The organism is Chloroflexota bacterium (assembly GCA_016887485.1).
In the GTDB taxonomy this organism is placed as follows: domain Bacteria; phylum Chloroflexota; class Anaerolineae; order Anaerolineales; family Anaerolineaceae; genus Brevifilum.
The window spans coordinates 1,314,677-1,337,432 of record CP069394.1 but is presented as its reverse complement, the minus strand read 5'-3'; the positions used below and the strand labels follow the sequence as shown (position 1 = coordinate 1,337,432).

Sequence of the window (22,756 nt, the reverse complement as noted above, 5' to 3'; positions counted from 1 at the left end):
AAACTGGGGCGGCCGAAGCCGCCCCTGCCAGCTTGCTCCCCCTCATGCAGCAAACCGGCTTTCGAGGTAATGACAAAAACTGATCAGGTAATATCGGGACATCCGGAGGTTTTTCTGCTCATAATTACGCCACACAAAGGGTGTTAGGAGCGCCGGCAGGATGAAACCGAGTGTCAGGATGACCACGATTCCAATTTTGTCCCTGGTCATTAGGAAAGGTACAGGCGTAATCCTCGTCTTTCCCTCCGGCGATGGCTCGAGGCGATATGCCAGACATTGTTTTTTCCCAATCGGTGCTACGACAAGGGCTGATTGTCCCTTCGGCCTGACCACCCGACAGGGATGGCGTCGATTGTAACGTTGGATGATCTCAATAAGGCGCCGCTTTGCACCTGCTTTTTCAAGGATATCCGCCGCCCAAAAAGTGGATCCCTCAAAACTTGTTTTGATCGAGTCAAAGTTGCCATCAAAAATAGCTGACTCAAAATAACCCTGAATTTCAAACTGTTTGCATTCCATCTCGAATTCCCCCTAAATTACGTTATCTCAGAATTGATTTGCTACGCCCAGATAATCTTGTTTGTGCCGAATTCCTTTCAATCCGCTGGTCCGATTGCGATAGACTGTCACGATGGCTTTCTGACCGGGATCAAGAACTACCGTAGTGCCTTCAAGCCTGGCCAACTCAGCGTCTTTGCGATCTTCGGGCGGGATATCTTTACCGCCCAGGAAGTAAAAGCATGCCCCGGCCTTGTGGACTCTGGTTCCATGTCGTATGACATATTCCAGATCAGCTTTGGATAAATTGCGTTGTGCAGCTCGTTTAGTTGCGTGGATCGTAAGTGTCTTCATTTCCCCCTCTATTCACTTGTTGTTTGATGTTCTTAGTTTACTGCGCCCTAGAAGCCGCCGCCTTAGATTTTCTTAGGTTTTGTGAGATGTGTTTTTTTGATGTGATGGATTAGGGTCTTTGCATGGAGGTATTCAGAATATTTCTGTTTCATATAATCCCTCCGGGAATTAACCGCCCTGATTACTGAATTTAGAAAATTAAAAAATCCCCCGAAGGGGATTAATGATCCTCTGATAATAATCCAAAATTCATTACTTCCTTTTTGGAAATCAACTTTCATTTTGGGTTTGAGGCTGATTTCCTCAGATCTCAATTGGATTTAACTAAATCCCCGCTCCCTAGATCCAACTACGGTGTCTGGTTATCCCAGGCAAACACCAACCGTTGCAATATTGGGACAGCCCGCCCACCGACTGTCTATGCCTACCCATCCCTTACACCATTGGTAGACTCCCTCGCTTTCAATCCCTCGCGTAGTACCCTTGTAGAGGGCCGCCGGGGATTAGTTAAATTTCCACATAATCCTCTGCAGAAGGATGTCGCTCTCAACAATCTAGTTTCAATCCCCCGAAGGGGATTAGTTAAATTTCCACTCTTTGATAACGAGTTTATCAACCGTGTGGTTCAAGTTTCAATCCCCCGAAGGGGATTAGATAAATTTCTACGCTTTAGATTTGCGCTGGCAGATCTGGGGACCGGAGAAAACTGAGTTTCAATCCCCCGAAGGGGTTTAGTTAAATTTCTACGAAAGATTCAAGGTGAATGTATACGACACACAGCTTTTGTTTCAATCCCCCGAAGGGGTTTAGTTAAATTTCTACGTTTAGTTTTTCTGATGAGGAATCTGTCTTTTCAGTCAGTTTCAATCCCCCGAAGGGGTTTAGTTAAATTTCTACAAAACATGTTAACCATGACACAAACTGCGTCGAAAAGTTTCAATCCCCCAAAGGGGATTAGTTAAGTTTCCACTCATCTATGGAGAATGATCACACTCATCACAGCATCAGTTTCAATCCCCCGAAGGGGATAAGTCATCTTCTAAAAATTATACCAAACTTCACTAATCGTTTTTTTGCGTGTGTAAACCGTCCACCGATTGTCAATGCGCACCCATCCCATGCGCCATTGGTGGACTTCCTCGCTTTCAATCCCTCGCTCAGCACCCTTGCAGGGGGCCGAAGGGGATTAGTTAAATTTCCACTGGCAATAGGAAAGGATGTTCCCATTATGAAAGTGTGTTTCAATCCCTCGCGAAGCACCCTCGCAGGGGGCCGAAGGGGATTAGTTAAATTTCCACACGCATATACACCAGAATTCAATGGCGATCTTGCCAATGAGTTTCAATCCCCCGAAGGGGATTAGTTAAATTTCCACGGAAACGTTGGAATTTTTATCGAGAAGGCCGATATAGTTTCAATCCCCCGAAGGGGATTAGTTAAATTTCCACGGACCGCAACTGTGGGTGATCCAATTCCCCACGAGGGTTTCAATCCCCCGAAGGGGATTAGTTAAATTTCCACTAGAGGTCTTCAAGACACTCAGCCAACAGGCACAAGCGTTTCAATCCCCCGAAGGGGATTAGTTAAATTTCCACGGAATCGGAATGTATACATGAAGTAGTATGTGTAAAAGTTTCAATCCCCCGAAGGGGATTAGTTAAATTTCCACAGCAGCAGGAACACCAGCAGCAGGAACACCAGCAACGTTTCAATCCCCCGAAGGGGATTAGTTAAATTTCCACTTTTCCAATTGCAATTGCTGGTCTCGAAAGCTTGATGAGTTTCAATCCCCCGAAGGGGATTAGTTAAATTTCCACGCTCTCACCTTTTAGAATTTTAAACCAGATTTGAGAAAAATTCAAGTGAATACGATAGAGATTCAATACATTTCTCCAAACTGCTTGATATTCTTAAAAACCGAGCGACTCATTAACCCCCTAAAATGGGGGGTTCGCTCGGTTTTTAAGGTTCCACAAACCCCACATATGGGGGTCGATGGCGCTCTCGCCTGCAATATATGGGGGATAACCAACATTAAAAACCGAGAACCTCCAAAAGTGCCCATACCCCCCATCTCGCTCGGTTCCTGGTAATAATTTCATCCAACAATCACCCCCGACACTGGAGGTCGAAAGGAATTATATACATTTCCACGGATGTTGTAGTGGAACCATTCAGTGGGATAGTTGTTGGTTTCAGTCCCTCGCGAGGCACCCTCGCAGGGGGCCGAAAGGAATTATATACATTTCCATGCATGAGTGCACTCAATACCAACGTCGCGGCGATGAAATTGTTTCAATCCCCCGAAGGGGATTAGGTATCCTCTGAAAATTATACCAAACTTCTATACTTGGTTTTTTGCGCACATACCATGCACTGGCTGTCCAAGCACACCCATCTCATACGAAGTAGGTGACCTCCCGCGCTTTCAATCCCTCGCGCAGCACCCTCGCAGGGGGCCGAAGGGGATTAGTTTAAGTTCCGCCCTCGACATCCCAGGCGCACCCGAAGAAGTCCGGCCGTTTCAATCCCCCTAAGGAGATTAGTTAAATTTCCACTCACCAGCAGACACTGTGCGCTATATGCTCGAAACTGTTTCAATCCCTCGCGAAGCACCCGCGTAGGGGGCCGAAGGGGTTTAGTTAAATTTCTACTTAAACCATACGGGTTCCTAGTAACTAGGGGAAAGGGTTTCAATCCCCCGAAGGGGTTTAGTTAAATTTCTACGACAATGGATTCGACAGTCCAGTCTGGGTCCAATAATCTAGTTTCAATCCCCCGAAGGGGATTAGTTAAATTTCCACGGTTGTATTTGTAGTGGCGAGTTTACTCGCCGGGTGTGTTTCAATCCCCCGAAGGGGATTAGTTAAATTTCCACAATTGAAGAACAAGAGTCTCTCTCTCAGTATGTAATCGTTTCAATCCCCCGAAGGGGATTAGTTAAATTTCCACAAGTATTTAAAGGAGAAGAAATGTTAGATTACATTTTGTTTCAATCCCACGAAGGGGATTAGTTAAATTTCCACGGTCTCGGAACCATTTGGTTTCGTATTCCCATTGAAAGTTTCAATCCCCCGAAGGGGATTAGTTAAATTTCCACTAATTATAACCTCTACTCTAATATTACTGTGCATAGAGTTTCAATCCCCCGAAGGGGATTAGTTAAATTTCCACCAAGTATGATGACCATGGTCCTGGGCTTCGCTGAGGGTTTCAATCCCCCGAAGGGGATTAGTTAAATTTCCACATCCTCTGCAGAAGGATGTCGCTCTCAACAATCTAAAGTTTCAATCCCCCGAAGGGGATTAGTTAAATTTCCACCTAATACAAGAGAGGTAGAGGAGTGGCCACAAACCACTTGTTTCAATCCCCCGAAGGGGATTAGTTAAATTTCCACAAACCCATGGTGGACGAGCATCATAACCTCATCCCACTATCGTTTCAATCCCCCGAAGGGGATTAGTTAAATTTCCACGACTCCGGCAACGGAAGAAACGGTTTCTACGGAGTATCAAGAGTTTCAATCCCCCGAAGGGGATTAGTTAAATTTCCACTAATTATAACCTCTACTCTAATATTACTGTGCATAGAGTTTCAATCCCCCGAAGGGGATTAGTTAAATTTCCACCAAGTATGATGACCATGGTCCTGGGCTTCGCTGAGGGTTTCAATCCCCCGAAGGGGATTAGTTAAATTTCCACATCCTCTGCAGAAGGATGTCGCTCTCAACAATCTAAAGTTTCAATCCCCCGAAGGGGATTAGTTAAATTTCCACCTAATACAAGAGAGGTAGAGGAGTGGCCACAAACCACTTGTTTCAATCCCCCGAAGGGGATTAGTTAAATTTCCACAAACCCATGGTGGACGAGCATCATAACCTCATCCCACTATCGTTTCAATCCCCCGAAGGGGATTAGTTAAATTTCCACGACTCCGGCAACGGAAGAAACGGTTTCTACGGAGTATCAAGAGTTTCAATCCCCCGAAGGGGATTAGTTAAATTTCCACCATCTCTGCTTGCCCAGGAAGAAGCTGAAAAGCTTGTTTCAATCCCCCCGAAGGGGATTAGTTAAATTTCCACATTGCAACAACATTTTGTTTGACGGTCTACGCAATGAGTTTCAATCCCCCGAAGGGGTTTAGTTAAATTTCTACTTTTTTCCTCGGAGGGAAAATGATAGCCACAAGACAAACGTTTCAATCCCCCGAAGGGGTTTAGTTAAATTTCTACACACTCGTGCCAAACTCTGCAGGATATCGATGAATTTATGTTTCAATCCCCCGAAGGGGATTAGTTAAATTTCCACTTTCCCCTGGTATCTTGATCCCAGTTTCATTGATTTCGGTTGTTTCAATCCCCCGAAGGGGATTAGTTAAATTTCCACTCAACCAAATAGTTATTGGTTGGAGGATATGGAATTGGTTTCAATCCCCCGAAGGGGATTAGTTAAATTTCCACCTTGGCGGGTTTATGTATGTTAACCTTACTTACTTACCGTTTCAATCCCCCGAAGGGGATTAGTTAAATTTCCACAGTTGATAAACCATATTTTCCAGAAATCGAAGAATTCATGTTTCAATCCCCCGAAGGGGATTAGTTAAATTTCCACTCGTAGATTTTGGACTTCCGAGAGCCCCCGGACGAAAAGTTTCAATCCCCCGAAGGGGATTAGTTAAATTTCCACGGAAACTTTCGCGCTAAAAAGGAGAATGCCATGCGGTTTCAATCCCCCGAAGGGGATTAGTTAAATTTCCACTGACAGCGCTGGATTTCAGCTCTGGGAGAAAAACGGTTTCAATCCCCCGAAGGGGATTAGTTAAATTTCCACTGCTCTCACCTTTTAGAATTTTAAACCAGATTTGAGAAAAATTCAAGTGAATACGATAGAGATTCAATACATTTCTCCAAATTGCTTGATATTCTTAAAAACCGAGCGACTCATTAACCCCCAAAAATAGGGGGTTCGCTCGGTTTTTAAGGTTCCACAAACCCCACATATGGGGGTCGATGGCGCCCTCGTCTGCAATATATGGGGGATAACCAACCTTAAAAACCGAGAACCTCCAAAAGTGCCCATACCCCCCATCTCGCTCGGTTTTTCATAATATTAACCAAATTTATAAAGCCCGGTAATCATCCTGGTCCATCCGGCGGGTTTGTCCTAAACCAATGGTGGTTTTGATGCCCGTGCCGGCATAGAAAGCAAAGCTGGAAAGACCGTTGATCATCTGCTGCCAACAGGAATCGCGATTGACAATAGAATAAGTGCAATTCCCCACGCCACCAATAAAGGTCGCTTCACCATAGTGAATCACATCGCTCTTCATTTTGAAATTAGAAACGCCTATGGCTCCTTGAAGATCTTCGAACAAGGATTCGGGGAATTTCATGGGCGAGTAAGCATTCCAGTTCTTCATCCAGGAACGAATAGCAAGCTCAGGCCGTGGGAAAGGTAAATGTACGCCATGAGAATGGAAAGCTGTTGGTGAAGCGAAATATAAGGGGATCTGAGGTGTTGATTGACCCAGCAAACCATCTTTGATTAAGCTGGCGTAACTCGTGCCACCAGCCCAGGGGTGATTTTCGGGATTCCAAGTGACATCTTTGATTATAAAAGCAGACTTTGAGACGGTCATTTTTTCACCAGGGAGATTATTGAGTAAGTTGTTCAGGATGAATTTTGATAAATCAGCTGAGATGCTGGTCAGCCTGAACCATGCCTGGGAGTCGGCCTGGAGGAAAACGCGGTCCGTTTTTGGCTTTGTGTTAGTGTGGAGATTTGAGACGGTGTACGGCTTGGGGGCAGAACCAGTATCATGGAGCTGTTTTGAAAAGTTGGGATCAACGTACCGCACCCAGGAGAGGAAAGCGGCTGAAAGAGCTCTGCCTTGATCACAAGGGAAGCTTACCGGTTCCGGGTTGGTGAGTGTGATGACAACTGATATAAGTTCAGGCAACAATGTTAAGGCCCTCCAAAAACTTCTTTGCAATCCTTTGGTTACCGGATCATGCCAAAATGTCTGAAAGCTTTCTTAATGATTTTCTTTTTCTCGTCTGGGCAGGGATTGAGACGCTTTGGCCCCTGCCGATTGGCCGCTACTCTTACGGGTAATCCGCATTCTTCTTTCATATCTGCAATCCAGCAGGTCTTGATATGACCACCATGGTGCTTTTTCACCCAATCTTGAATTTCACGATAGGTTGCCAAGTTTTATCCTCCCACGACTTGATTTTTTGAATTATAACAGATGGCTGAGGAGATAATTGAAGCCCACCTTTCGATGGGCTCCAATCTGTCAGCTGAGGGGGTCAGCCAACATAATTATTATAACCCAAGTTGTTTCTATAAAGCCTTTTGATATATTTACGAAGTTAATTAACCCTTTTATATAGTAAAAATTTGGTTCTATAAAATATGGCAGAATTTACATTTATTTTAGACAGGAAAACAAATGGTATTTTTCCCCCACATGCGTGGGGGGACCGTTGCTTGAAACGTTCTTATCAAGGTTATTACCTGTTATCTCTACTTACAAAGGGGGTACCTTAAACCTGGCCACAGAGAGATTTGAACTCTCAACAAAATTGTTTCTCGCCTTACGCGGGAGAGCAAAGGCCGTACGCAGGAATTAGTTTAAAATGATAGCCCGGCATCTCAGGTTGATGAGGATCTTTAAACTGCTTCGGCACAGTTTGAAGAAATATTGGATGGAATGAGTGATCAGAATCCGTAATTGTTCATAGAGATAAGTTAGCAAAGTTCAATCTGACGTCGGATTAGTCTTTGCTGATCTAGTCATAGTATATAAGGGGGGTGGGGTGTTTGCCTCTAAAACTCAGTAAATCAATAAATTAACAAAGTTATCTCGGAGGAGTAAATAAATTGGGGTTTTTCTGTTCTCTTTTTATGATTGGTATAAGGATTAAAAAGGTAATAAAACAGCTTTCATATTGGCAATAATTATCTCTGTTCTCTGCTCGAGATGAGGACATTTACCAACTTCATATTATTAAGTCAGTCAAATACTTGACATTTCAGCCTTAGATGATAAAATAAGAACTCGCTGGAGTTATAAACTGCTCCACTTTTTAGAGTGACCTTAAAAAGTTCAGTCATAGCACTTCTCCTCTGCGGAGGTAGTCTATGAAAACCAGGGTCTAATGCCCCTAGATTTTGGGGCGCAGAATTTGTAAGCCCCTATATATAGGGTAGCTATGCGGGTGTAGTTCAATTGGTAGAACGTCTCCTTGCCAAGGAGAAGGTTGAGAGTTCGAGTCTCTTCGCCCGCTCTTCATCAGAATGATGGGCTGATATCCAAAGGCCATATCGGCCTACGATATCAGTTTTTATTTTCCGGGCGACGTAGCCAAGTTGGTAAGGCAAGGGTCTGCAAAACCCCGATCATGGGTTCGAGTCCCATCGTCGCCTCCAAAATGAACACCTCACGATAGTGGGGTGTTTCTGTATTCCAATTGAGCTAAAATGTTTACCATAGATATGGTACAAATGTTTACGAGTATTAATCAAATGGGCCTGACTGAATCTGGGGCTTTAGTGTATATTTACGGCGAACCTTTAGAATCTACCTAGAATTACCTTCTTCAAAGGAGGGAGCGCTTTGAAGATGTGAGACTCGCTAGCCTGATTGTGGGGAGAATGTCAGGCTGGCGAGTATTATTTATTTTCCCTTACATAAAATTTACAACTTTCCCTTGTATCCCGCTTGATTTCATGGTAAATTAAAACAGACCGATCGGTCGGATTATTTTTTATTGTCTGGTTATTATGGTTAATTCATCCCGGAGCGAGGAGACTCGTTCCAAAATCCTTCATACTGCTCTGGAATTGTTTTCTAAGAACGGTTACGATGCCACCGGCGTCGCAGAGATCTGCGAACGGGCCAAGGTTAGTAAGGGTGCGTTTTACTACCATTTCCCCTCGAAGCAGGATCTCTTCCTGGCGCTGCTGGCAGACTGGCTAAGTGCTCTTGATGTGAACCTGCAGGTGGCCTCCGCTTCGGCGCAGGACATCCCTCAGGCCATCGAAAAAATGGCGGATGCGTCAGGTGAGGTGTTCGAGGATCTGCAGGACGGTTTTCCGTTCTTGCTGGAGTTTTGGACCCAGGCCAGCCGTCAGCCGGAGATCTGGCGTAAGGTGGTTGAACCTTACAGAAAGTATCTTTCCTATTTTGCCGATGTGATCCAATTAGGGATTGATCAGCAAGCCTTCAGGAAAGATCTTGATCCTGAGATGACCTCCAGGTTCCTGACGGCGATTGTGATGGGGCTGCTTTTGCAGGCCACATTCGACCCCGAAGGTACTGATTGGCAGGAAGTCACCCGTTCTGGAATCAAAATCCTTTTAAACAGTATGAGGTGAAGGTATGAATTTAATAACAGGTGGGGCAGGTCATTTGGGGAACGTTTTGACCAGAGAATTGCTCGAACGGGGGGAGAGAGTCCGGGTTTTGGTTTTGCCCGGGGAGGATATTCAATCGCTTGAGGGTTTGGATATTGACGTTGTTGAAGGGAATATATTGGACCGCGAATCGCTGAGGGCGGCTATGCAGGGCGTCTCAGTGGTCTTCCATCTTGCCGGCCTGGTCTCGATAACAGAGGATGGTTCAAATCTCCTGGAGAAAGTCAATGTCGAAGGTACTCAAAATGTCATTGATGTGGCCAAGGAAATGGGCGTCAAGCAGTTGATCTATACCAGTTCCATTCACGCTTTGGAAAGGGCACCTGAGGGCGTGCCCATAGATGAAAACCTAGCGTTTGATCCGATGAACCCGGCTGGCCCCTATGACCGGACCAAGGCCCAGGCGTCATTGCTGGTCCAGGCGGCCAGTGAGGAGGGACTGGATACAAGAATTATCTGTCCGACTGGCGTGGTTGGCCCCTTTGACTACAAACGATCCGAAATGGGCGAGTTGATCCTCTCCTGGATGCGACGCGGCCTTCATTTCATGATTGACGGGGCGTTTGATTTCGTCGATGTGAGGGATGTTGCGTTGGGACAAATTCTGGCACGGGATAAGGGAAAAAGGGGTGAGACCTATATCCTTGGTGGTGAGAGGATTGAGCTCCCCTGGCTGCACCAGGTCATTCAAAAGGTCACGGGCAGGAAATCGCCAATGATCACTTTCCCGCTGCCCATTGCGATGATTGTCGCCCCCATGGCGGAGTTTTTCTATAAGATCACCAAGACCAAACCCCGCATCACGCGTTACTCGATTGAGACGGTTGTCAGCAATTCCGCGATCAGCAGTGAGAAAGCCAAGCAGGAACTGGGCTACCATCCCAGGTCTATGCTGCAGACGGTGACGGACACGGTCAAATGGTGGATGGAAAACCTGGGTTTGACCCATCGATCGCTCAGGTTCTAAGGAAGAAAAAGCCGGGCCAGCTTATGCTGACCCGGTTTGTTATTTAAAGGAAGTCAGGGGCTTGTTATGAGCGCTTGGGGGCTTTTTGACAGCAAGGGCAGAAATAGGTGCTGCGCTGGCCGACAGTGATCTTCTTTATCGTGCAACTGCAATCTGGGCAGGGCTGCCCTTCGCGCTGGTGGACTTTGAAATAGTTCTGGAATTCGCCCCCCCGATACATCCAATCCAGGCTGGAACCGAGTTTCTTGATCGCCAGGGGGAGGACGGATTGCATGCCCTGATAAAGGGCCGCTGCCTCCGCTTTTGTGATCGTGTCTGAGATCCGCAAGGGATGAATTTGGGCTGAGAACAACACCTCATCGGTATAGATGTTTCCCAAGCCTGCGATAAAGGACTGATCCAAGAGGAGCGGTTTGATCTGTCGGTGATGAGCGTGCAGCATGGTGTAGAGCTTATCAGGGTTGAGGTTCAGCCCCAAAGGCTCTGGACCCAATTTACCCAAAACGGTCTGCGGGTCCATAACATACCAAACTCGGCTGAACTTGCGGATTGAGCTCAATACCATCCGCCAATCCGATTGGAAATTGACGATCACCTGGTCGTAATCCTGCCTGGGGAGGGGTTTGCCGTTATCGGATAGGCGCTGTTCCATGCGCATATCCCCGCTCATGCGCAGGTGGGCGATCAGGTGACCTTGAGACAGCGGGAAATGCAGGAACTTGCCCCTCCTACGGGCGTCGGTGATGGTTTTCGTTTGGAGATCAGCGATAAATTGTTTGGCATCCGGCTGTTCAACGATCTTTGGCCAGTAAACCGCAGCGGTATCAATGACCTGCCCAATGACCGTTTCGGATTCAGGGGTGCCATCCCGCAGGCGGCGCATGATGGTTTCAACTTCAGGCAATTCAGGCATTTTGAACTTTCTTTTGATGTCCTAATTGGTTAACCTTATCCATTCGCTAGGACGATGTCAACAGGCAGTCCCCAATTCATGAATTTCTGTACGCTTATAAGGTCGAAGCCTGCTTCCAGTAATATGAACTCGGTTGGGATGGGCCGGCAGTCTAGCGCCACGGGAAAGAGACGGTGACCAAGTTCATAGAGCCGGGTCATCAGGTTATGCGGTTCCCGAGAGAGGGAGACGACCACTATCCTTCCCTTATGCACCAGGGCCCGTCTGATTTCATTTAAAGTAGCGAGCATATCCTGGTGGGAGAATAATTCCAGGGTAAAAGCGCAGTAAGCGGCATCTATAGAGCTGGAGGGCAGGGGGATCTGATCTGCGTCACTTTCCACCAGAAGGCAGCGCCTTTGAGCGGTGGTCATTCGATCCTTTGATTTCTTGAGCATCTTAAAGGATAGGTCCAGGCCGATAACCTGCCCCCTGGCTTGCATCTGCCTGTCAATTTCAATCAAACCTGTCCCGGTTCCGCAGCCAACCTCCAGAACCGTTTCTCCGGGGTGGGGTGCCAGGGTTTCAATCCCTTTAAGGATCAGGGTTTGTTCGCTGGCAGTCAGCCAATCATAGAAGCGGCTCAGGCGATCATAATAACGCCGTGCCTGGGCTTTGGGTCGGTTAATGGGAAGCATATCACCTTCAGGCCATCCGAACGGTGATCTGTTCACCGAGGGTGGGGCCGATCACAACTTCTTCCCCTGTTTCGGCGATCAGCAGCCGCATGGTTTGGTCGTATGGTGTGCGGGAGACCAGTTTGATGACCACACCGGGCCGTAACCCACATTTCCCGAGATAGCGCAACACTTGAGGATCCTCATGCGGCACCCGTAGGATCTGGCCGCCCTGACCTATCTCAAGGCTGTTTAGGGACATCTGCTTGATACTGGGGATATCCAGGTTGGAATCCGGGATTGGGTCGCCGTGAGGATCAAACTCGGGATGTCCCAGCACGGCATCCATCCTTTCTTCCAGGAGAGGCGACATGGCATGTTCGAGGACTTCCGCTTCTGGATGGACCTCATCCCAGCTGTAGCCCAGTTTGGCCACTAGGAATTCTTCGAGCAGGCGGTGGCGGCGTAAGATCTTGAGGGCTGTTCGTTTGCCTTCATCGGTCAGACGGACGCCCTGATGTTTGATGTAGGTCAGATAGGGTGGGTCGGTGACCGACAGCTTTTGGAGCATGTTTGTGACGGAAGCAGGGGAGATTAACATCAGGTCGGCCAGCTCGCTGGTTGTCGCCATCCCGCCGTCACAGGTCAATTCATAAATCCGTTTTAAGTAATCCTGGATGTTAGGGCTTAATTCCTTCGGCATTGGTATCCTTTAAGTGTTGGGTAAACCAAGTTTTAGTTATACCTAAAATTAGTCTAGCACAACAGCATCCATTCGTCAACGTGGGATGTTAATGGAAAATTTCGGAAATTAAAAAATCCCATTTCAATTGAAATGGGATGGAATTTGTGGATTGTGTTGTTGGAGATAGTTATGCTGTTACGGGATCTTTGGCTGGTTCAGGCTGGGCCTCGTCAGGTACTTCACCCAGCTTGCGGATTGTGGGGAAAAACAGTGACCCTAGTCCAGCAGCAATTGTTAAGATGCCGCCTATTACGAACCAGAACTGATTGTTGGTTGCATCAGCAACGGGGCCGGCAATTGCCATGCCGAGGGGGCTGGCTAGAGCTGCGCCTGCCGTCAGGAGTGAGAAAACACGTCCCTGAATTTCCGGTTCTACCTGGGATTGCATGACGGCAAAGATGGGGCCATTGATCATGGGGTTGAGGAATGCAAAAACACCCATACCAACCATTGCCAGCCAATACATATCAGGTCCGGCGAGGCCGATGGCTGTGATGGCAAATCCGCTGATGATTAACCCGACCAAAGAGGTGATCAGCCGGTTCTTGAACCCACCCCAGGAGCTTAGAACAAGGCCTCCGAGAATCACTCCGACCCCCCAAACGGAATTGATGAGGCCGAGTTCAACCGCGCCTTTGTTAAAATGTTCCGTGACAACCAGGGGTAGCAAGGTGAAAGCAGGATTGATCAGGAAATTGATCAACATCGCCAGAAAGATGATTGCCATGAGGCTGGGCCAACTGACGACATATTGCCAGCCTTCTTTCAGGTCCTGCCAAAAGGAGGGCTTTTCGGCGGTCTTGCCGTTAGCATTTGACCCATTCCGAACCGGCTGAGGAATGGCGAAAAATAGCAAAGGGATGACAGCAATCGCTGCTGTGCTGACATCAACCATCAGGATCCCTTGGGTTGACATGACTTGGATCAGGAAGGCGCCCAGAGCGGGGCCCAGGATGTTTATCAAACCGTTCAGGGTTTCGTTTGCACCGGCAACCCGGGAAAGGTGCTTCTTGGGCACCATCAGGGAAGTGGAGGCTTTCATCGCAGCCCATTGGAATTGCCCGCAGGAGCTCCGGATGAACATTATCACATAAATATGCCAGATCTCAGCGATATCGAAGAAAAAGAGGGCAGCCAGGCCAAAAGTGAACAGGGCCGTAATGGAGTCAAAAATTATCATGACCCATTTCCGATTCCAGCGGTCAACAAAAGTGCCGGCCAGAGGACCAACAATGATATTGGGCAGCATGCTCATCAGGCTGGCGATGGCGAGGACGGTGGCTGAACCGGTTTGTTTAGTGAGATACCAGACGAAGGCAAAGCCAACAAGCTGTGATCCCAGCATTGAAAATGCCTGTCCGAACCAGATTGTAAAAAAACGAGTTTGCCATTTCTTAAGGCTTGATTGAGATTGGTTTTCGTTCATTGTTTTCCTTTATTTTAATCTTTATTATTATAGTCGTCATTTTTGTTCAATTATAGGCTAAGGGTTGTATTCCTGAAAGCTTATTAAGGATGAATAATATTTATTCCGTGGATGATTCTGTTGGCAGGGATTGGTTTTCGGTTTTACCCTGGGACTTGGGCAGCTTGAATTTGAGCCAGGCTGGAATGACTGCCAAGAGGCTGACCCAGGCTGTGATCCGGAAGGGCAGCAGGGGCGAGATATTCTGGTAGAGGTATCCGCCGAGGTAGGGGGCGGGCAGAGAGAATATGCCCAGGCTGGATTGGATCAGCCCAAAACCCGTCCCGCGAAGCTTTTTGGGGATTGCCTTACTGAGCAGGGATTGATAGGCTGGCTGCATGATCCCGCTTCCCAGACCAAAGACAACGAAAACAGCGACATAACCCCAGAAGGTTTCTGCCCGGATGAAGATCATCAAAGCGATGAAATGCATCACGAATCCCATAATGATGTTGAGGCGTTCACCTTTTTTGTCGGCCAACCATCCCGCGGGGATATTGACGATCATGCTGGCGATGCCGGTCAGTGAGGTCAGCAGGCCGATCTGGGTTGTGGTCAGGCCGCCCACTTCTTCAATGTAAATGGGGAAATAGGTGCCGGTCAGGCTGAAGGCGATATCGCGCACGCCGTCCGTGATAAGCAGCCAGGTGATCAGCCCGCCCGAGAGCAGGAGGGTTACCATCGAGCCGAGGTTATCCTTGAGTGAATCCAGTGATAATTTGCCCGGTGTGGTCTCTCGTTCCTTTTTAGAGGCTTTTCTTGCCATAACGATCCGCAGTACTGTGGCGCAGGTGTAGATCAGGCTGGCGATCAGCAGCATAAACTTGAAACTGAAGCGGTCGACCAGCCAGCCGCCGATCGGTGGACCAATTACGAGCACACTGAGGAAAATCGTTTGAGTGATGCCGTAGACTCTGGCACGGTTTTCTTCCGAGGATTCTTCAGCGATAAATGCGCCAAAGCTGGGACTAACGAGGGATGTGGTGATTGCATTCAGACTTTGACCGAGGAAAACCCACTGCCAGGTGGGCGCCCAGAGCAGGCCAAAATAGGAAATAATTCCAATAGAACTGCCAATGGCGATTGACCGCAAACGGCCCAGGGAATCAGATATCCAGCCGCCGAGGATTTGCAGGACGAGTGGGATGATCTGGAACAGGGTGAAGAACAGGCCGATCTGGGCAACAGACGCACCCAGTGATTTGAGATAGAGCGGAATGAAACTGCTGTACATCTGGGCGGCCACGTTCGCCAGAACCATGGCGATCAGGAATAGCCAGAGTAGGCTGCTTAATAAGGGTTGTTTTTTAGGACTTGATTCAGCGGTTGTCATAATGGATCTCTTTAGGAAATAACTAAAGTGTGCGTTATGGTGAAACTGGGCGCACTGAATAAACCCGGGGGATCAGGATTAATTAATTATTGAAATTGTTCGGTACTAAGAAGGGTTTTAGACTATTCCAGGAAAACCTCGATATGCTCGCCGTCATCTTCATCGAAGATATCCACAATTTGGCCGATCTCACCGGAATTCATCCAGGCGTTCAGGTCTTCCATATTTAGGCCTTCGATTTCAGGCGCAAATCTGGCGCCCATGCGCATGCCTGAATTGATTAGCGAGACTGGGAGGCTGACATTGACCCGCGCTTTACCCGAATCGGTATCTGTGATCAGAACACGCAGGTAGCGGGGCTTTTTGCCGCCTGTGCTTCCAGTTGGCGAAGGAGGACTGGACGGGGCAGAAGGTTCGCTGATTTCTTCCAGCGCTTCAATCAGACGGGCGCCTTCGGCAGCAGAAATTTTGCCTTCCTGAATCATCATTAAAATACGCATTCTTTCTTCTGATGAGGCCATGTCTATTCTCCTTTTTTGGATTCCACTTCGAGGCCGGAGAGCAATTGCTGGGCCTGGAGGGGAGATATTTTGCCTTGTTCGAGTTCGTCCAGGATTTTACGGCGGTCCTCAGGCGAGAGGGTGGGTTCTTCGTCCTTGCCAGGTTCGAAGCCCAACGTCCGGATTACTTCATACAAGCGGTTGCGCAGTGTGGGATAGGAGAGGTTAAGTTCCTCTTCCATTCGATTAAATCGTCCTTCACAGCGGACAAAGGTTAGAACGAAATTGATCTGTTCCTCATTAAGCGCTGAAAAGGGGCCTGAATTGGGTTGAAAATGGCCTTCGATAACGGAATCACACCTGGGGCAAAAGAAACGAGTGACCAGGATGTCCGAATTACAGATTGGGCATTTTTCAGGTAATTGCTGCACAGCGACCTCCTTACTTTCAGTTAAACTGGCGGCGAAATGATTTGGATGCTATAATGGATATTGAAAATAGTGAAGTGATCCTAAAGAAAATGGATCGCCGCTTTCATATTGTAACATATTCATAAATATTGTCAATATTGATATTGATAATATTTATTTTTTTACCCCTAATTATTTGAAAAATTAATATTTCGATTAGTAAAAGTCAATTTCTTTCCAGGTAACGACCTGGAAAATGGAGGATTTGCGAGTCCCTTTGTGATTTTTATGTGATATTGGCGTGACATATCTGTGACAATTTGTAAGGTTTTCAGTGACGAATCTCACGAATCGCGCCTGTATAATTATGAAGGTTTTTTTGAAGGTTAATTGCCCACTACAGTACATTATAGGAATGGAGATTGAACATGGTTAAGACAGTGAAAGTTGATTCAACCTGGAAGGGTGGCATGCGAATTGATGTGGCAGCCGGCGCACATACTTTGGTTGTTGACCAGCCAGCAGGCATGGGTGGCAAGGACGAAGGCGCCAATCCTCTGCAATATCAGCTGGTTTCTTTGGGCGGCTGCATCGGCACCATCGCTTTGATCGTTGCCAAACAGGAACGCATTGCCCTCAAGGCCTTGTCCGTTGCTGTTGAGGCTGATCTTGATACCGATTTCCTCATGGGCAAGACCACCGAAGGTCGTGCCGGTTTCACCGAAATTCGTGTCAATGCTACAATTGATGCTGATATGACTGATGAAGAGAAAAAAGCCTTCCTCGAACGAGTTGATGCTCGCTGCCCGATTTCCGACATTCTGGCCAACGAATCAAACGTTGTCATCAATGTTGCCTAGTCTGTCAAAAAAATGAACGATTAAAGCCACCTTTATGGTGGCTTTTTTGTTACCCAGAAACAGCTTTTAGTGATAACTGGAAGGTTTAGAGAATATGGGTATAATGAACAAAACTCACCAGGAGAAAATATGCCTCAATCCATCGTTGAATGTATACCTAATTTTTCTGAAGCTCGACGGCCGGAAGTTGTGGCTGCAATAATGGCTGCCATTAGCCAGGAATCTGGCGTCCGGGTGTTGGATCAGCATTCGGATATTGATCACAATCGGACTGTTATCACCTTTGTGGGCGGTCCGCAGGCTGTGGAGGAAGCCGCTTTCAAGGCGATTTCCAAAGCGGCTGAATTGATCAATTTAGACCACCATAAAGGGGAACACCCTCGCATCGGGGCAACGGACGTGGTGCCTTTTGTTCCGATTTCTGGTGTTTCCATGGTGGATTGTATTGAAATGGCGCGCCGGCTTGGTAAACGGGTCGGCGAGGAACTGGATATCCCGGTTTACCTTTATGAGGAAGCCGCTACCAGCCCTGAACGTACCAACCTTGAAAATATCCGTCGGGGGCAATATGAAGGATTAAAGGAAGATATCGGGGTTAACCCTGCCCGAAAACCTGATTTTGGACCGGAGAAATTATCCGGTGCAGGCGCGACCGTCATTGGTGCCCGGCAGCCTCTGATCGCTTTTAATGTCTATCTGACGACAGACGATGTTTCCATTGCCAATAAAATTGCGCGTGTCATCCGTAATTCTTCGGGTGGGCTGCGCTTTGTAAAATCCATGGGCGTCCTTGTAGAGGGCAGGGCTCAGGTGTCAATGAACCTGACGAACTTCCATAAGACTTCTATGGCGCGGGTGGTTGAGATGATCCGGCGTGAGGCGCAGCGCTATGGCGTTCAGGTGCATCACTCCGAGTTGGTCGGCCTGGTACCCAGCGAAGCGCTGGTGGATGCTGCCATTTGGTATATGCAGATGGACCAGTTTGAACCTGATCAGATCCTTGAATCCAAACTGTTTGAAAAGGGCGCACCCAGCCAGGATGAATCGCTGCCTGCGGACGCGGAACAGTTCCTGGATGCCTTGGCATCGGACGAACCAACCCCGGGTGGCGGTTCTGCCTCCGCTTATGGCGGGGCAATGGCGGCTTCACTGGTTGCTATGGTCGGCAGGCTGACCGTTGGTAAGAAGAAATATGCCGATGTTGAGAATGAGATTTGGCCGGTGATTGATGAGGCCAACAGCCTGAAAACGAAACTCCATGCAGCGGTGAAGGAAGATGGCGAAGCCTTTGATGACTATATGGCTGCCAGGCGCTTACCCAGGGACACTGAAGAACAAAAATCGGACCGGATCAAGGCGATCCAGGCCGCTTCCATTCATGCCGCCCAGGTACCGTTGCAGGTGACTCGGGATACCTTCGCCGTTCTCAAGCTGGCTGTCAAAGCGGCTTCGATTGGGAATGTCAATGCAATCTCCGATGCCGGCACAGCAGCTGCCTTTTGCCGGGCTGCCATCAAGGGTGCGGGACTGAACGTTCGGATTAATTTGCTGGGGCTCGAAAAAGAGACTCAGGCTGCCCGAATGCTTACCGAGTTGGAGAACATCGAGAAACAGGCGGAAAAATTTAGCGAGGAAATGGACACCATTTTAAATAACCGTGGTGGATTAGGGCTTTCCTGATAATGAAAATTAAATACCTGACGATCTTCTTGCTGATTCCAGTGTTGGCCGCGGCTTGTCAGTCGGGCACAATGCCGACAGTTGACCCAACTGCGACCATTGTACCTGAGGCGACGGCCACGGTTGGATTGGTGCCGACCATGACGCCGACTGCAACTCTGGAACCGACGCCAGCCTTCCCACCGGACCTGGCTTGCGGCGAGATCTTCTGTCAGGCTGCCTGGGCTGGGCTGCTCGAAAAGCCGATTGGACTGGAATACAATCAATTCATTGATTTGACCTATCCTTATGCCAGCACGGCAAATGGCCTTCTGGACCCGCATCATGGGGTGGAATTTGTGAATGAATTCGGAACCCCGGTTTTGGCGGCTCAGGATGGTGAAGTCGTGTTTGCAGGGTCGGATTACCCGGATGCGTTGGGACCGTATGCCGGTTTTTATGGCAATGTGGTCGTGATCAAGCACCCCGGCTTGTTTGAAGGCCGGGACCTGTTCACCTTGTATGGTCATATGTCTGAGATCATGGTGGAAGCAGGGCAGCTCGTCACCGTGGGCCAGCAGGTCGGCGCGGTAGGGATGACGGGGATCGCCACCGGCACTCACCTGCATTTTGAGGTCAGGCTGGATGAGAATGATTACTTCAAGACCACCAACCCCTCTCTGTGGTTTTCACCGGTTGACCGCGTCAATGGTGGTGAAGGCGCTGCTTTGGCGGGATTGGCTGTAAATACTTTAGATCAGCCGATTGACCAGCTCGTTATTACCCTGGAATTGTTGGATGCGGAAGGAAATCCTGTTCGGTGGTTTTACCCGGTGACGTATTACACCTATGGTGCCAACGCCAATCCGGTGACCGGGGAGAACTTTGGCATCTCGGATCTGCCATCTGGCAACTATAAATTGACTTATATTACCGGTGCATTGCATACTCAGTATTTCACCCTTGAACCGGGTTCGCTGGGGTTAGTTTTGCTGCCCTGGAATTAGCCAGACATTACCATAAGATCTTATTGCTTTAAAGGAGAAGTGCACATGAGTATCAAATCCGACCGTTGGATCCGTCGAATGGTGATGGAACAGAAAATGATTGAGCCGTTTGAAGAGGGGCAGGTCCGGGAGGGTGTGATCTCATATGGGACATCCTCTTATGGATATGATATTCGTGTTGCGAATGAATTTAAGATCTTTACCAATGTCTTTTCCGCTGTGGTGGACCCGAAGCACTTTGATCCACACTCCATGGTTGATTTTACCGGAGATGTCTGCATCATCCCGCCGAACTCCTTCGCTCTGGCTCGCACAGTGGAATATTTCCGCATCCCGCGCAGCGTCCTGACGATTTGTGTGGGGAAAAGCACTTATGCCCGCTGCGGGATCATCGTCAACGTAACCCCGTTTGAACCCGAATGGGAAGGCTACGTGACTCTGGAGATCTCAAACACCACGCCGCTGCCCGCGAAGATCTATTCCTTTGAGGGCATCGCGCAGGTCTTGTTCTTTGAATCGGACGAGGAATGCGAGATATCCTACGCGGATAAGAAGGGTAAATACCAGTTCCAGAAGACTATTGAACTGCCGAAGCTATAGGATCTGACTGTGAAAACAATCACCGTTGCATCACTCAACCCTGTAAAAGCCGCGGCTGTCCTGAGCGCTTTCCAACGCCTCTTCCCGGAGGAGACTTTCCAAGTTAACGCGGTGTCTGTGCCATCGGACGTATCGGATCAACCGATGTCTGATGTGGAAACCCGCCAGGGCGCAATAAACCGCGCCAGGCATGCCCGAGAGCTTACACCTAAGGCGGATTATTGGACGGGCGTGGAAGGGGGTTGCGAAATCCAGGAGGGTGATTTGGTGGCTTTTGCCTGGGTGGAGATCCTCAGCGATGAACGGGAAAGTAATGCCCGGACGGCATCTTTTCGATTACCGGACCGAGTACGCAAGTTGGTTGAAGATGGGATGGAACTGGGGGATGCTGATGACCTGGTCTTTGGCGAATCCAACTCCAAGCAGCAGAACGGTGCAGTGGGTCTGTTGACGGGTAATGTGGAGACCCGCACCTCACTTTATGAGCAGGCAGTGGTTTTAGCGTTGATTCCTTTTAAAAATTCAGAACTGTATTGATAATATTCTTTTTCTAAAGATCAAAACGATGTAAATAAACACCCCCGCACAGCGGGGGTGTAATTTCTCAGGTTAGGGTAAAACTGTAAATGGTTTAGTCCGAGCCGCGCCGGAGCAGGAGGATGATGAGCCCGAGGATGAAGCCGCCGGCGATCATCAGGAAAGCGTCCTGGCGTTCATTGCGGTCCTCAAGGAACACGAAGGCTTCAGTATTGCCCACCTTGGTGAAGGGCTTGTCACTGGAAATGTGATCGTAGGGCTCTACTAGGCTGGGTTCAATTTTCTTTGGTGCGGCGGGGACTTTAAGGTAATCCGAAAGGACCTCCAGCTTTTTCTCACTGATCCCGTTAACCGCCAACAGGTCTTTAAGTTTGGCGTAAGGGCGTCCAGCAACAATCTTTTCGGCCAGACTTTCGCCAACGCCATTGATCGCGACCAGCTCCGCCAATGATGCGGAATTGACATCCATTTTCTTTACACTTTTTCCAGCCATGTGTGTCTCCCGTTCTGATTGATCCTCTTATTTAGTATAACTTCATTGTGAAAGAATGACAAACGTTGTGAATTATGGACAAGGAATCAGACCCGTGCTATAAAAAAGAAAACATTACCGCTGAAATGAATGAGGAACCTTGGCTGAAAAGAACCGCTTTTGGGAAGAAAAAACGCTCTCAGAACTCACATTGGAAGAATGGGAAGCCTTATGCGACGGCTGTGGGAAATGCTGCCTGCATAAGATCGAGGATATTGACACCGGCGAGGTTTATTACACCAATGTAGCCTGCCGCCTGTTGGACCTGAAGACCTGCCGCTGCCAGGATTACGGCAATCGGTCCAGACTGGTGCCGGACTGCCTTCAACTCACAGCCGACCTGGCCCATGAGCTGAGTTGGCTGCCAGAAAGCTGCGCTTACCGACGATTGGCGGAAGGGCGGTCTTTGGCCTGGTGGCATCCGCTGAACTCTGGTGACCCGGACACGGTCCGCCAGGTCGGTGTTTCGGTCTGCGGCAAGGCCGTGGCCGAAGCGGAAGTGGATCTGGATGACCTGGAAGATATGGTCGTGGATTGGTTCGATTGACCCCCGCGGGAAGATCAAAAACACGTAGAAAAGGCTCTCGGAAAAGGGATTAAGGTATACTTAGACCATCCCTGATATTATTACAGTGGGTTGAAAAAAGGAAAGGTATGACACCAGAAACTGAAATGGATCAATCACAACATGATCTCATGATCGTTGTCGTTCAGGGTCAGGATGCCGATATGGCAATCCAATCTCTGACCGATGAGGGCATCAGCGTGACCCGCCTGCCCAGCGTTGGGGGATTTCTTGGCCGAAAGAATGCGACCCTGATGATCGATATCGAAACCGAACAATATGAAAAGGCCATTGATTTATTGAATAAGACCTGTCGTCAGCGGGTGGCTTTCATTGCTGTGCCGATGGAAAGTGCACCATTGCCGATGCCGGCTCCCACGCCGATCACGATTGGCGGCGCGAATGTATTTTCACTTGAAGTTGAACATTATGAGGAATTCTAGCGATGAAATTGATCATTGCCATTATTAAAGACGAAGATAACGATAGCGTTTCCCGCTCCCTGACGAAGGAAAACTTCAGGGTAACCTTTATTGCGTCCACCGGTGGTTTCCTGCGCAGCGGTCGTAGCACGCTCCTGATTGGCGTAGATGATGACAAGGTGGCGACAGCTTTGGATGTGATCCGCAAAAGCTGCAAGAAGCCCAACCAGACGGATGAAAAGCGGGCGACCATTTTCGTACTCAATGTGGATAAGTTCACCCAGCTCTAGGGCCAGGGTGGGGCGTTCTTCTT

At 48.4% G+C, this 22,756-nt stretch carries 22 protein-coding genes, 2 tRNA genes and 2 CRISPR repeat arrays; of the genes, 12 read left to right on the top strand and 12 right to left on the bottom strand.

Going from position 1 to position 22,756, the window contains the following annotated elements:
- Positions 1 to 42: 42 nt before the first annotated feature.
- The 4 genes from JR338_06065 to JR338_06050 all read right to left on the bottom strand — a co-directional run bounded on the left by JR338_06065 (position 43) and on the right by JR338_06050 (position 7,061).
- Complete coding sequence (locus JR338_06065; protein ID QRN84297.1) at positions 43 to 519, bottom strand: hypothetical protein; 477 nt, start codon at positions 517 to 519, stop codon at positions 43 to 45.
- Positions 520 to 546: 27 nt separating this feature from the next.
- The gene (locus JR338_06060; GenBank protein QRN84296.1) at positions 547 to 852 is read right to left on the bottom strand and encodes a DUF4258 domain-containing protein; all 306 of its coding nucleotides are present in this window, start codon (positions 850 to 852) and stop codon (positions 547 to 549) included.
- A 1,165-nt stretch (positions 853 to 2,017) separates the two neighbouring features.
- Positions 2,018 to 2,669: direct repeats of the CRISPR family, unit length 37 nt; unit sequence GTTTCAATCCCCCGAAGGGGATTAGTTAAATTTCCAC.
- Positions 2,670 to 3,469: 800 nt separating this feature from the next.
- A CRISPR array of direct repeats spans positions 3,470 to 5,681; the repeat unit is 37 nt; unit sequence GTTTCAATCCCCCGAAGGGGATTAGTTAAATTTCCAC.
- A gap of 289 nt (positions 5,682 to 5,970) precedes the next feature.
- Entirely contained in the window at positions 5,971 to 6,810 is an 840-nt protein-coding gene (gene cas6 / locus JR338_06055; GenBank protein QRN84295.1) for a CRISPR-associated endoribonuclease Cas6, read from the bottom strand.
- A 41-nt stretch (positions 6,811 to 6,851) separates the two neighbouring features.
- The gene (locus JR338_06050) at positions 6,852 to 7,061 is read right to left on the bottom strand and encodes a hypothetical protein (protein QRN84294.1); all 210 of its coding nucleotides are present in this window, start codon (positions 7,059 to 7,061) and stop codon (positions 6,852 to 6,854) included.
- 1,009 nt (positions 7,062 to 8,070) lie between these two features.
- On the opposite strand from JR338_06050, the gene JR338_06045 reads away from it, so the two are divergent.
- From JR338_06045 to JR338_06030, 4 genes are all read left to right on the top strand, one after another.
- A tRNA-Gly gene (locus tag JR338_06045) sits at positions 8,071 to 8,143 on the top strand.
- A gap of 67 nt (positions 8,144 to 8,210) precedes the next feature.
- Positions 8,211 to 8,285, top strand: a tRNA-Cys gene (locus JR338_06040).
- A gap of 354 nt (positions 8,286 to 8,639) precedes the next feature.
- Positions 8,640 to 9,233 (top strand): TetR/AcrR family transcriptional regulator, encoded by a 594-nt coding sequence (locus tag JR338_06035; protein ID QRN84293.1) that lies wholly within the window; start codon positions 8,640 to 8,642, stop codon positions 9,231 to 9,233.
- Positions 9,234 to 9,237: 4 nt separating this feature from the next.
- Positions 9,238 to 10,239: an SDR family oxidoreductase gene (locus tag JR338_06030; GenBank protein ID QRN84292.1), complete on the top strand. Its 1,002-nt coding sequence runs from the start codon at positions 9,238 to 9,240 to the stop codon at positions 10,237 to 10,239.
- A gap of 64 nt (positions 10,240 to 10,303) precedes the next feature.
- Here the strand turns inward: JR338_06030 and mutM are convergent, their stop codons facing one another.
- From mutM to JR338_05995, 7 genes are all read right to left on the bottom strand, one after another.
- Positions 10,304 to 11,152, bottom strand: a complete 849-nt coding sequence (mutM, locus tag JR338_06025) for a bifunctional DNA-formamidopyrimidine glycosylase/DNA-(apurinic or apyrimidinic site) lyase (protein ID QRN84291.1) — start codon at positions 11,150 to 11,152, stop codon at positions 10,304 to 10,306.
- 35 nt (positions 11,153 to 11,187) lie between these two features.
- On the bottom strand, positions 11,188 to 11,829 hold the full coding sequence (locus JR338_06020) for a methyltransferase domain-containing protein (GenBank protein QRN84290.1): 642 nt from the start codon (positions 11,827 to 11,829) through the stop codon (positions 11,188 to 11,190).
- Positions 11,830 to 11,836: 7 nt separating this feature from the next.
- Positions 11,837 to 12,511, bottom strand: a complete 675-nt coding sequence (locus JR338_06015; protein QRN84289.1) for a metal-dependent transcriptional regulator — start codon at positions 12,509 to 12,511, stop codon at positions 11,837 to 11,839.
- Between the two features lie 169 nt (positions 12,512 to 12,680).
- A complete protein-coding gene (locus JR338_06010) occupies positions 12,681 to 13,979 on the bottom strand; it encodes an MFS transporter (GenBank protein QRN84288.1) in 1,299 nt (432 codons plus the stop codon).
- A 100-nt stretch (positions 13,980 to 14,079) separates the two neighbouring features.
- Entirely contained in the window at positions 14,080 to 15,351 is a 1,272-nt protein-coding gene (locus JR338_06005) for an MFS transporter (GenBank protein QRN84287.1), read from the bottom strand.
- 122 nt (positions 15,352 to 15,473) lie between these two features.
- Entirely contained in the window at positions 15,474 to 15,872 is a 399-nt protein-coding gene (locus JR338_06000; GenBank protein QRN84286.1) for a hypothetical protein, read from the bottom strand.
- A gap of 2 nt (positions 15,873 to 15,874) precedes the next feature.
- On the bottom strand, positions 15,875 to 16,282 hold the full coding sequence (locus JR338_05995) for a DUF2089 domain-containing protein (GenBank protein ID QRN84285.1): 408 nt from the start codon (positions 16,280 to 16,282) through the stop codon (positions 15,875 to 15,877).
- A 407-nt stretch (positions 16,283 to 16,689) separates the two neighbouring features.
- Here JR338_05995 and JR338_05990 point away from each other — a divergent pair, with 407 nt between their 5' ends.
- The 5 genes from JR338_05990 (at position 16,690) to yjjX (ending at position 20,924) form a co-directional block, all read left to right on the top strand.
- Positions 16,690 to 17,121 carry an OsmC family protein gene (locus JR338_05990; GenBank protein ID QRN84284.1) on the top strand — a complete coding sequence of 144 codons (432 nt, stop codon included), beginning with the start codon at positions 16,690 to 16,692 and terminating at the stop codon, positions 17,119 to 17,121.
- A 129-nt stretch (positions 17,122 to 17,250) separates the two neighbouring features.
- Entirely contained in the window at positions 17,251 to 18,801 is a 1,551-nt protein-coding gene (ftcD, locus tag JR338_05985; protein QRN84283.1) for a glutamate formimidoyltransferase, read from the top strand.
- A 2-nt stretch (positions 18,802 to 18,803) separates the two neighbouring features.
- Positions 18,804 to 19,787 carry a M23 family metallopeptidase gene (locus JR338_05980; GenBank protein ID QRN84282.1) on the top strand — a complete coding sequence of 328 codons (984 nt, stop codon included), beginning with the start codon at positions 18,804 to 18,806 and terminating at the stop codon, positions 19,785 to 19,787.
- Between the two features lie 45 nt (positions 19,788 to 19,832).
- On the top strand, positions 19,833 to 20,387 hold the full coding sequence (locus tag JR338_05975) for a dCTP deaminase (GenBank protein ID QRN84281.1): 555 nt from the start codon (positions 19,833 to 19,835) through the stop codon (positions 20,385 to 20,387).
- A 3-nt stretch (positions 20,388 to 20,390) separates the two neighbouring features.
- Positions 20,391 to 20,924 (top strand): inosine/xanthosine triphosphatase, encoded by a 534-nt coding sequence (gene yjjX, locus JR338_05970; protein ID QRN84373.1) that lies wholly within the window; start codon positions 20,391 to 20,393, stop codon positions 20,922 to 20,924.
- 94 nt (positions 20,925 to 21,018) lie between these two features.
- On the opposite strand, the gene JR338_05965 is transcribed toward yjjX, so the two are convergent.
- Positions 21,019 to 21,417, bottom strand: coding sequence for a helix-hairpin-helix domain-containing protein (locus JR338_05965; protein ID QRN84280.1), 399 nt, complete (start codon positions 21,415 to 21,417; stop codon positions 21,019 to 21,021).
- A 139-nt stretch (positions 21,418 to 21,556) separates the two neighbouring features.
- On the opposite strand from JR338_05965, the gene JR338_05960 reads away from it, so the two are divergent.
- The 3 genes from JR338_05960 to JR338_05950 all read left to right on the top strand — a co-directional run bounded on the left by JR338_05960 (position 21,557) and on the right by JR338_05950 (position 22,733).
- Positions 21,557 to 22,003 carry a YcgN family cysteine cluster protein gene (locus JR338_05960; protein ID QRN84279.1) on the top strand — a complete coding sequence of 149 codons (447 nt, stop codon included), beginning with the start codon at positions 21,557 to 21,559 and terminating at the stop codon, positions 22,001 to 22,003.
- A gap of 107 nt (positions 22,004 to 22,110) precedes the next feature.
- Positions 22,111 to 22,464 (top strand): cyclic-di-AMP receptor, encoded by a 354-nt coding sequence (locus tag JR338_05955; GenBank protein QRN84278.1) that lies wholly within the window; start codon positions 22,111 to 22,113, stop codon positions 22,462 to 22,464.
- 2 nt (positions 22,465 to 22,466) lie between these two features.
- On the top strand, positions 22,467 to 22,733 hold the full coding sequence (locus tag JR338_05950; protein ID QRN84277.1) for a cyclic-di-AMP receptor: 267 nt from the start codon (positions 22,467 to 22,469) through the stop codon (positions 22,731 to 22,733).
- The last annotated feature ends 23 nt before the right edge of the window (positions 22,734 to 22,756 follow it).

Coding starts and splice junctions, on each gene's coding strand:
- JR338_05955 (QRN84278.1), top strand. CDS start 22,111: ATGACACCAGAAACTGAAATGGATCAATCACAACATGATCTCATGATC.
- JR338_06030 (QRN84292.1), top strand. CDS start 9,238: ATGAATTTAATAACAGGTGGGGCAGGTCATTTGGGGAACGTTTTGACC.
- JR338_05975 (QRN84281.1), top strand. CDS start 19,833: ATGAGTATCAAATCCGACCGTTGGATCCGTCGAATGGTGATGGAACAG.
- JR338_06065 (QRN84297.1), bottom strand. CDS start 519: ATGGAATGCAAACAGTTTGAAATTCAGGGTTATTTTGAGTCAGCTATT.
- JR338_05980 (QRN84282.1), top strand. CDS start 18,804: ATGAAAATTAAATACCTGACGATCTTCTTGCTGATTCCAGTGTTGGCC.
- JR338_06000 (QRN84286.1), bottom strand. CDS start 15,872: ATGGCCTCATCAGAAGAAAGAATGCGTATTTTAATGATGATTCAGGAA.
- JR338_06020 (QRN84290.1), bottom strand. CDS start 11,829: ATGCTTCCCATTAACCGACCCAAAGCCCAGGCACGGCGTTATTATGAT.
- JR338_05965 (QRN84280.1), bottom strand. CDS start 21,417: ATGGCTGGAAAAAGTGTAAAGAAAATGGATGTCAATTCCGCATCATTG.
- JR338_05950 (QRN84277.1), top strand. CDS start 22,467: ATGAAATTGATCATTGCCATTATTAAAGACGAAGATAACGATAGCGTT.
- ftcD (QRN84283.1), top strand. CDS start 17,251: ATGCCTCAATCCATCGTTGAATGTATACCTAATTTTTCTGAAGCTCGA.
- JR338_06010 (QRN84288.1), bottom strand. CDS start 13,979: ATGAACGAAAACCAATCTCAATCAAGCCTTAAGAAATGGCAAACTCGT.
- JR338_06035 (QRN84293.1), top strand. CDS start 8,640: ATGGTTAATTCATCCCGGAGCGAGGAGACTCGTTCCAAAATCCTTCAT.
- JR338_06005 (QRN84287.1), bottom strand. CDS start 15,351: ATGACAACCGCTGAATCAAGTCCTAAAAAACAACCCTTATTAAGCAGC.
- JR338_06015 (QRN84289.1), bottom strand. CDS start 12,511: ATGCCGAAGGAATTAAGCCCTAACATCCAGGATTACTTAAAACGGATT.
- JR338_06060 (QRN84296.1), bottom strand. CDS start 852: ATGAAGACACTTACGATCCACGCAACTAAACGAGCTGCACAACGCAAT.
- mutM (QRN84291.1), bottom strand. CDS start 11,152: ATGCCTGAATTGCCTGAAGTTGAAACCATCATGCGCCGCCTGCGGGAT.
- JR338_05990 (QRN84284.1), top strand. CDS start 16,690: ATGGTTAAGACAGTGAAAGTTGATTCAACCTGGAAGGGTGGCATGCGA.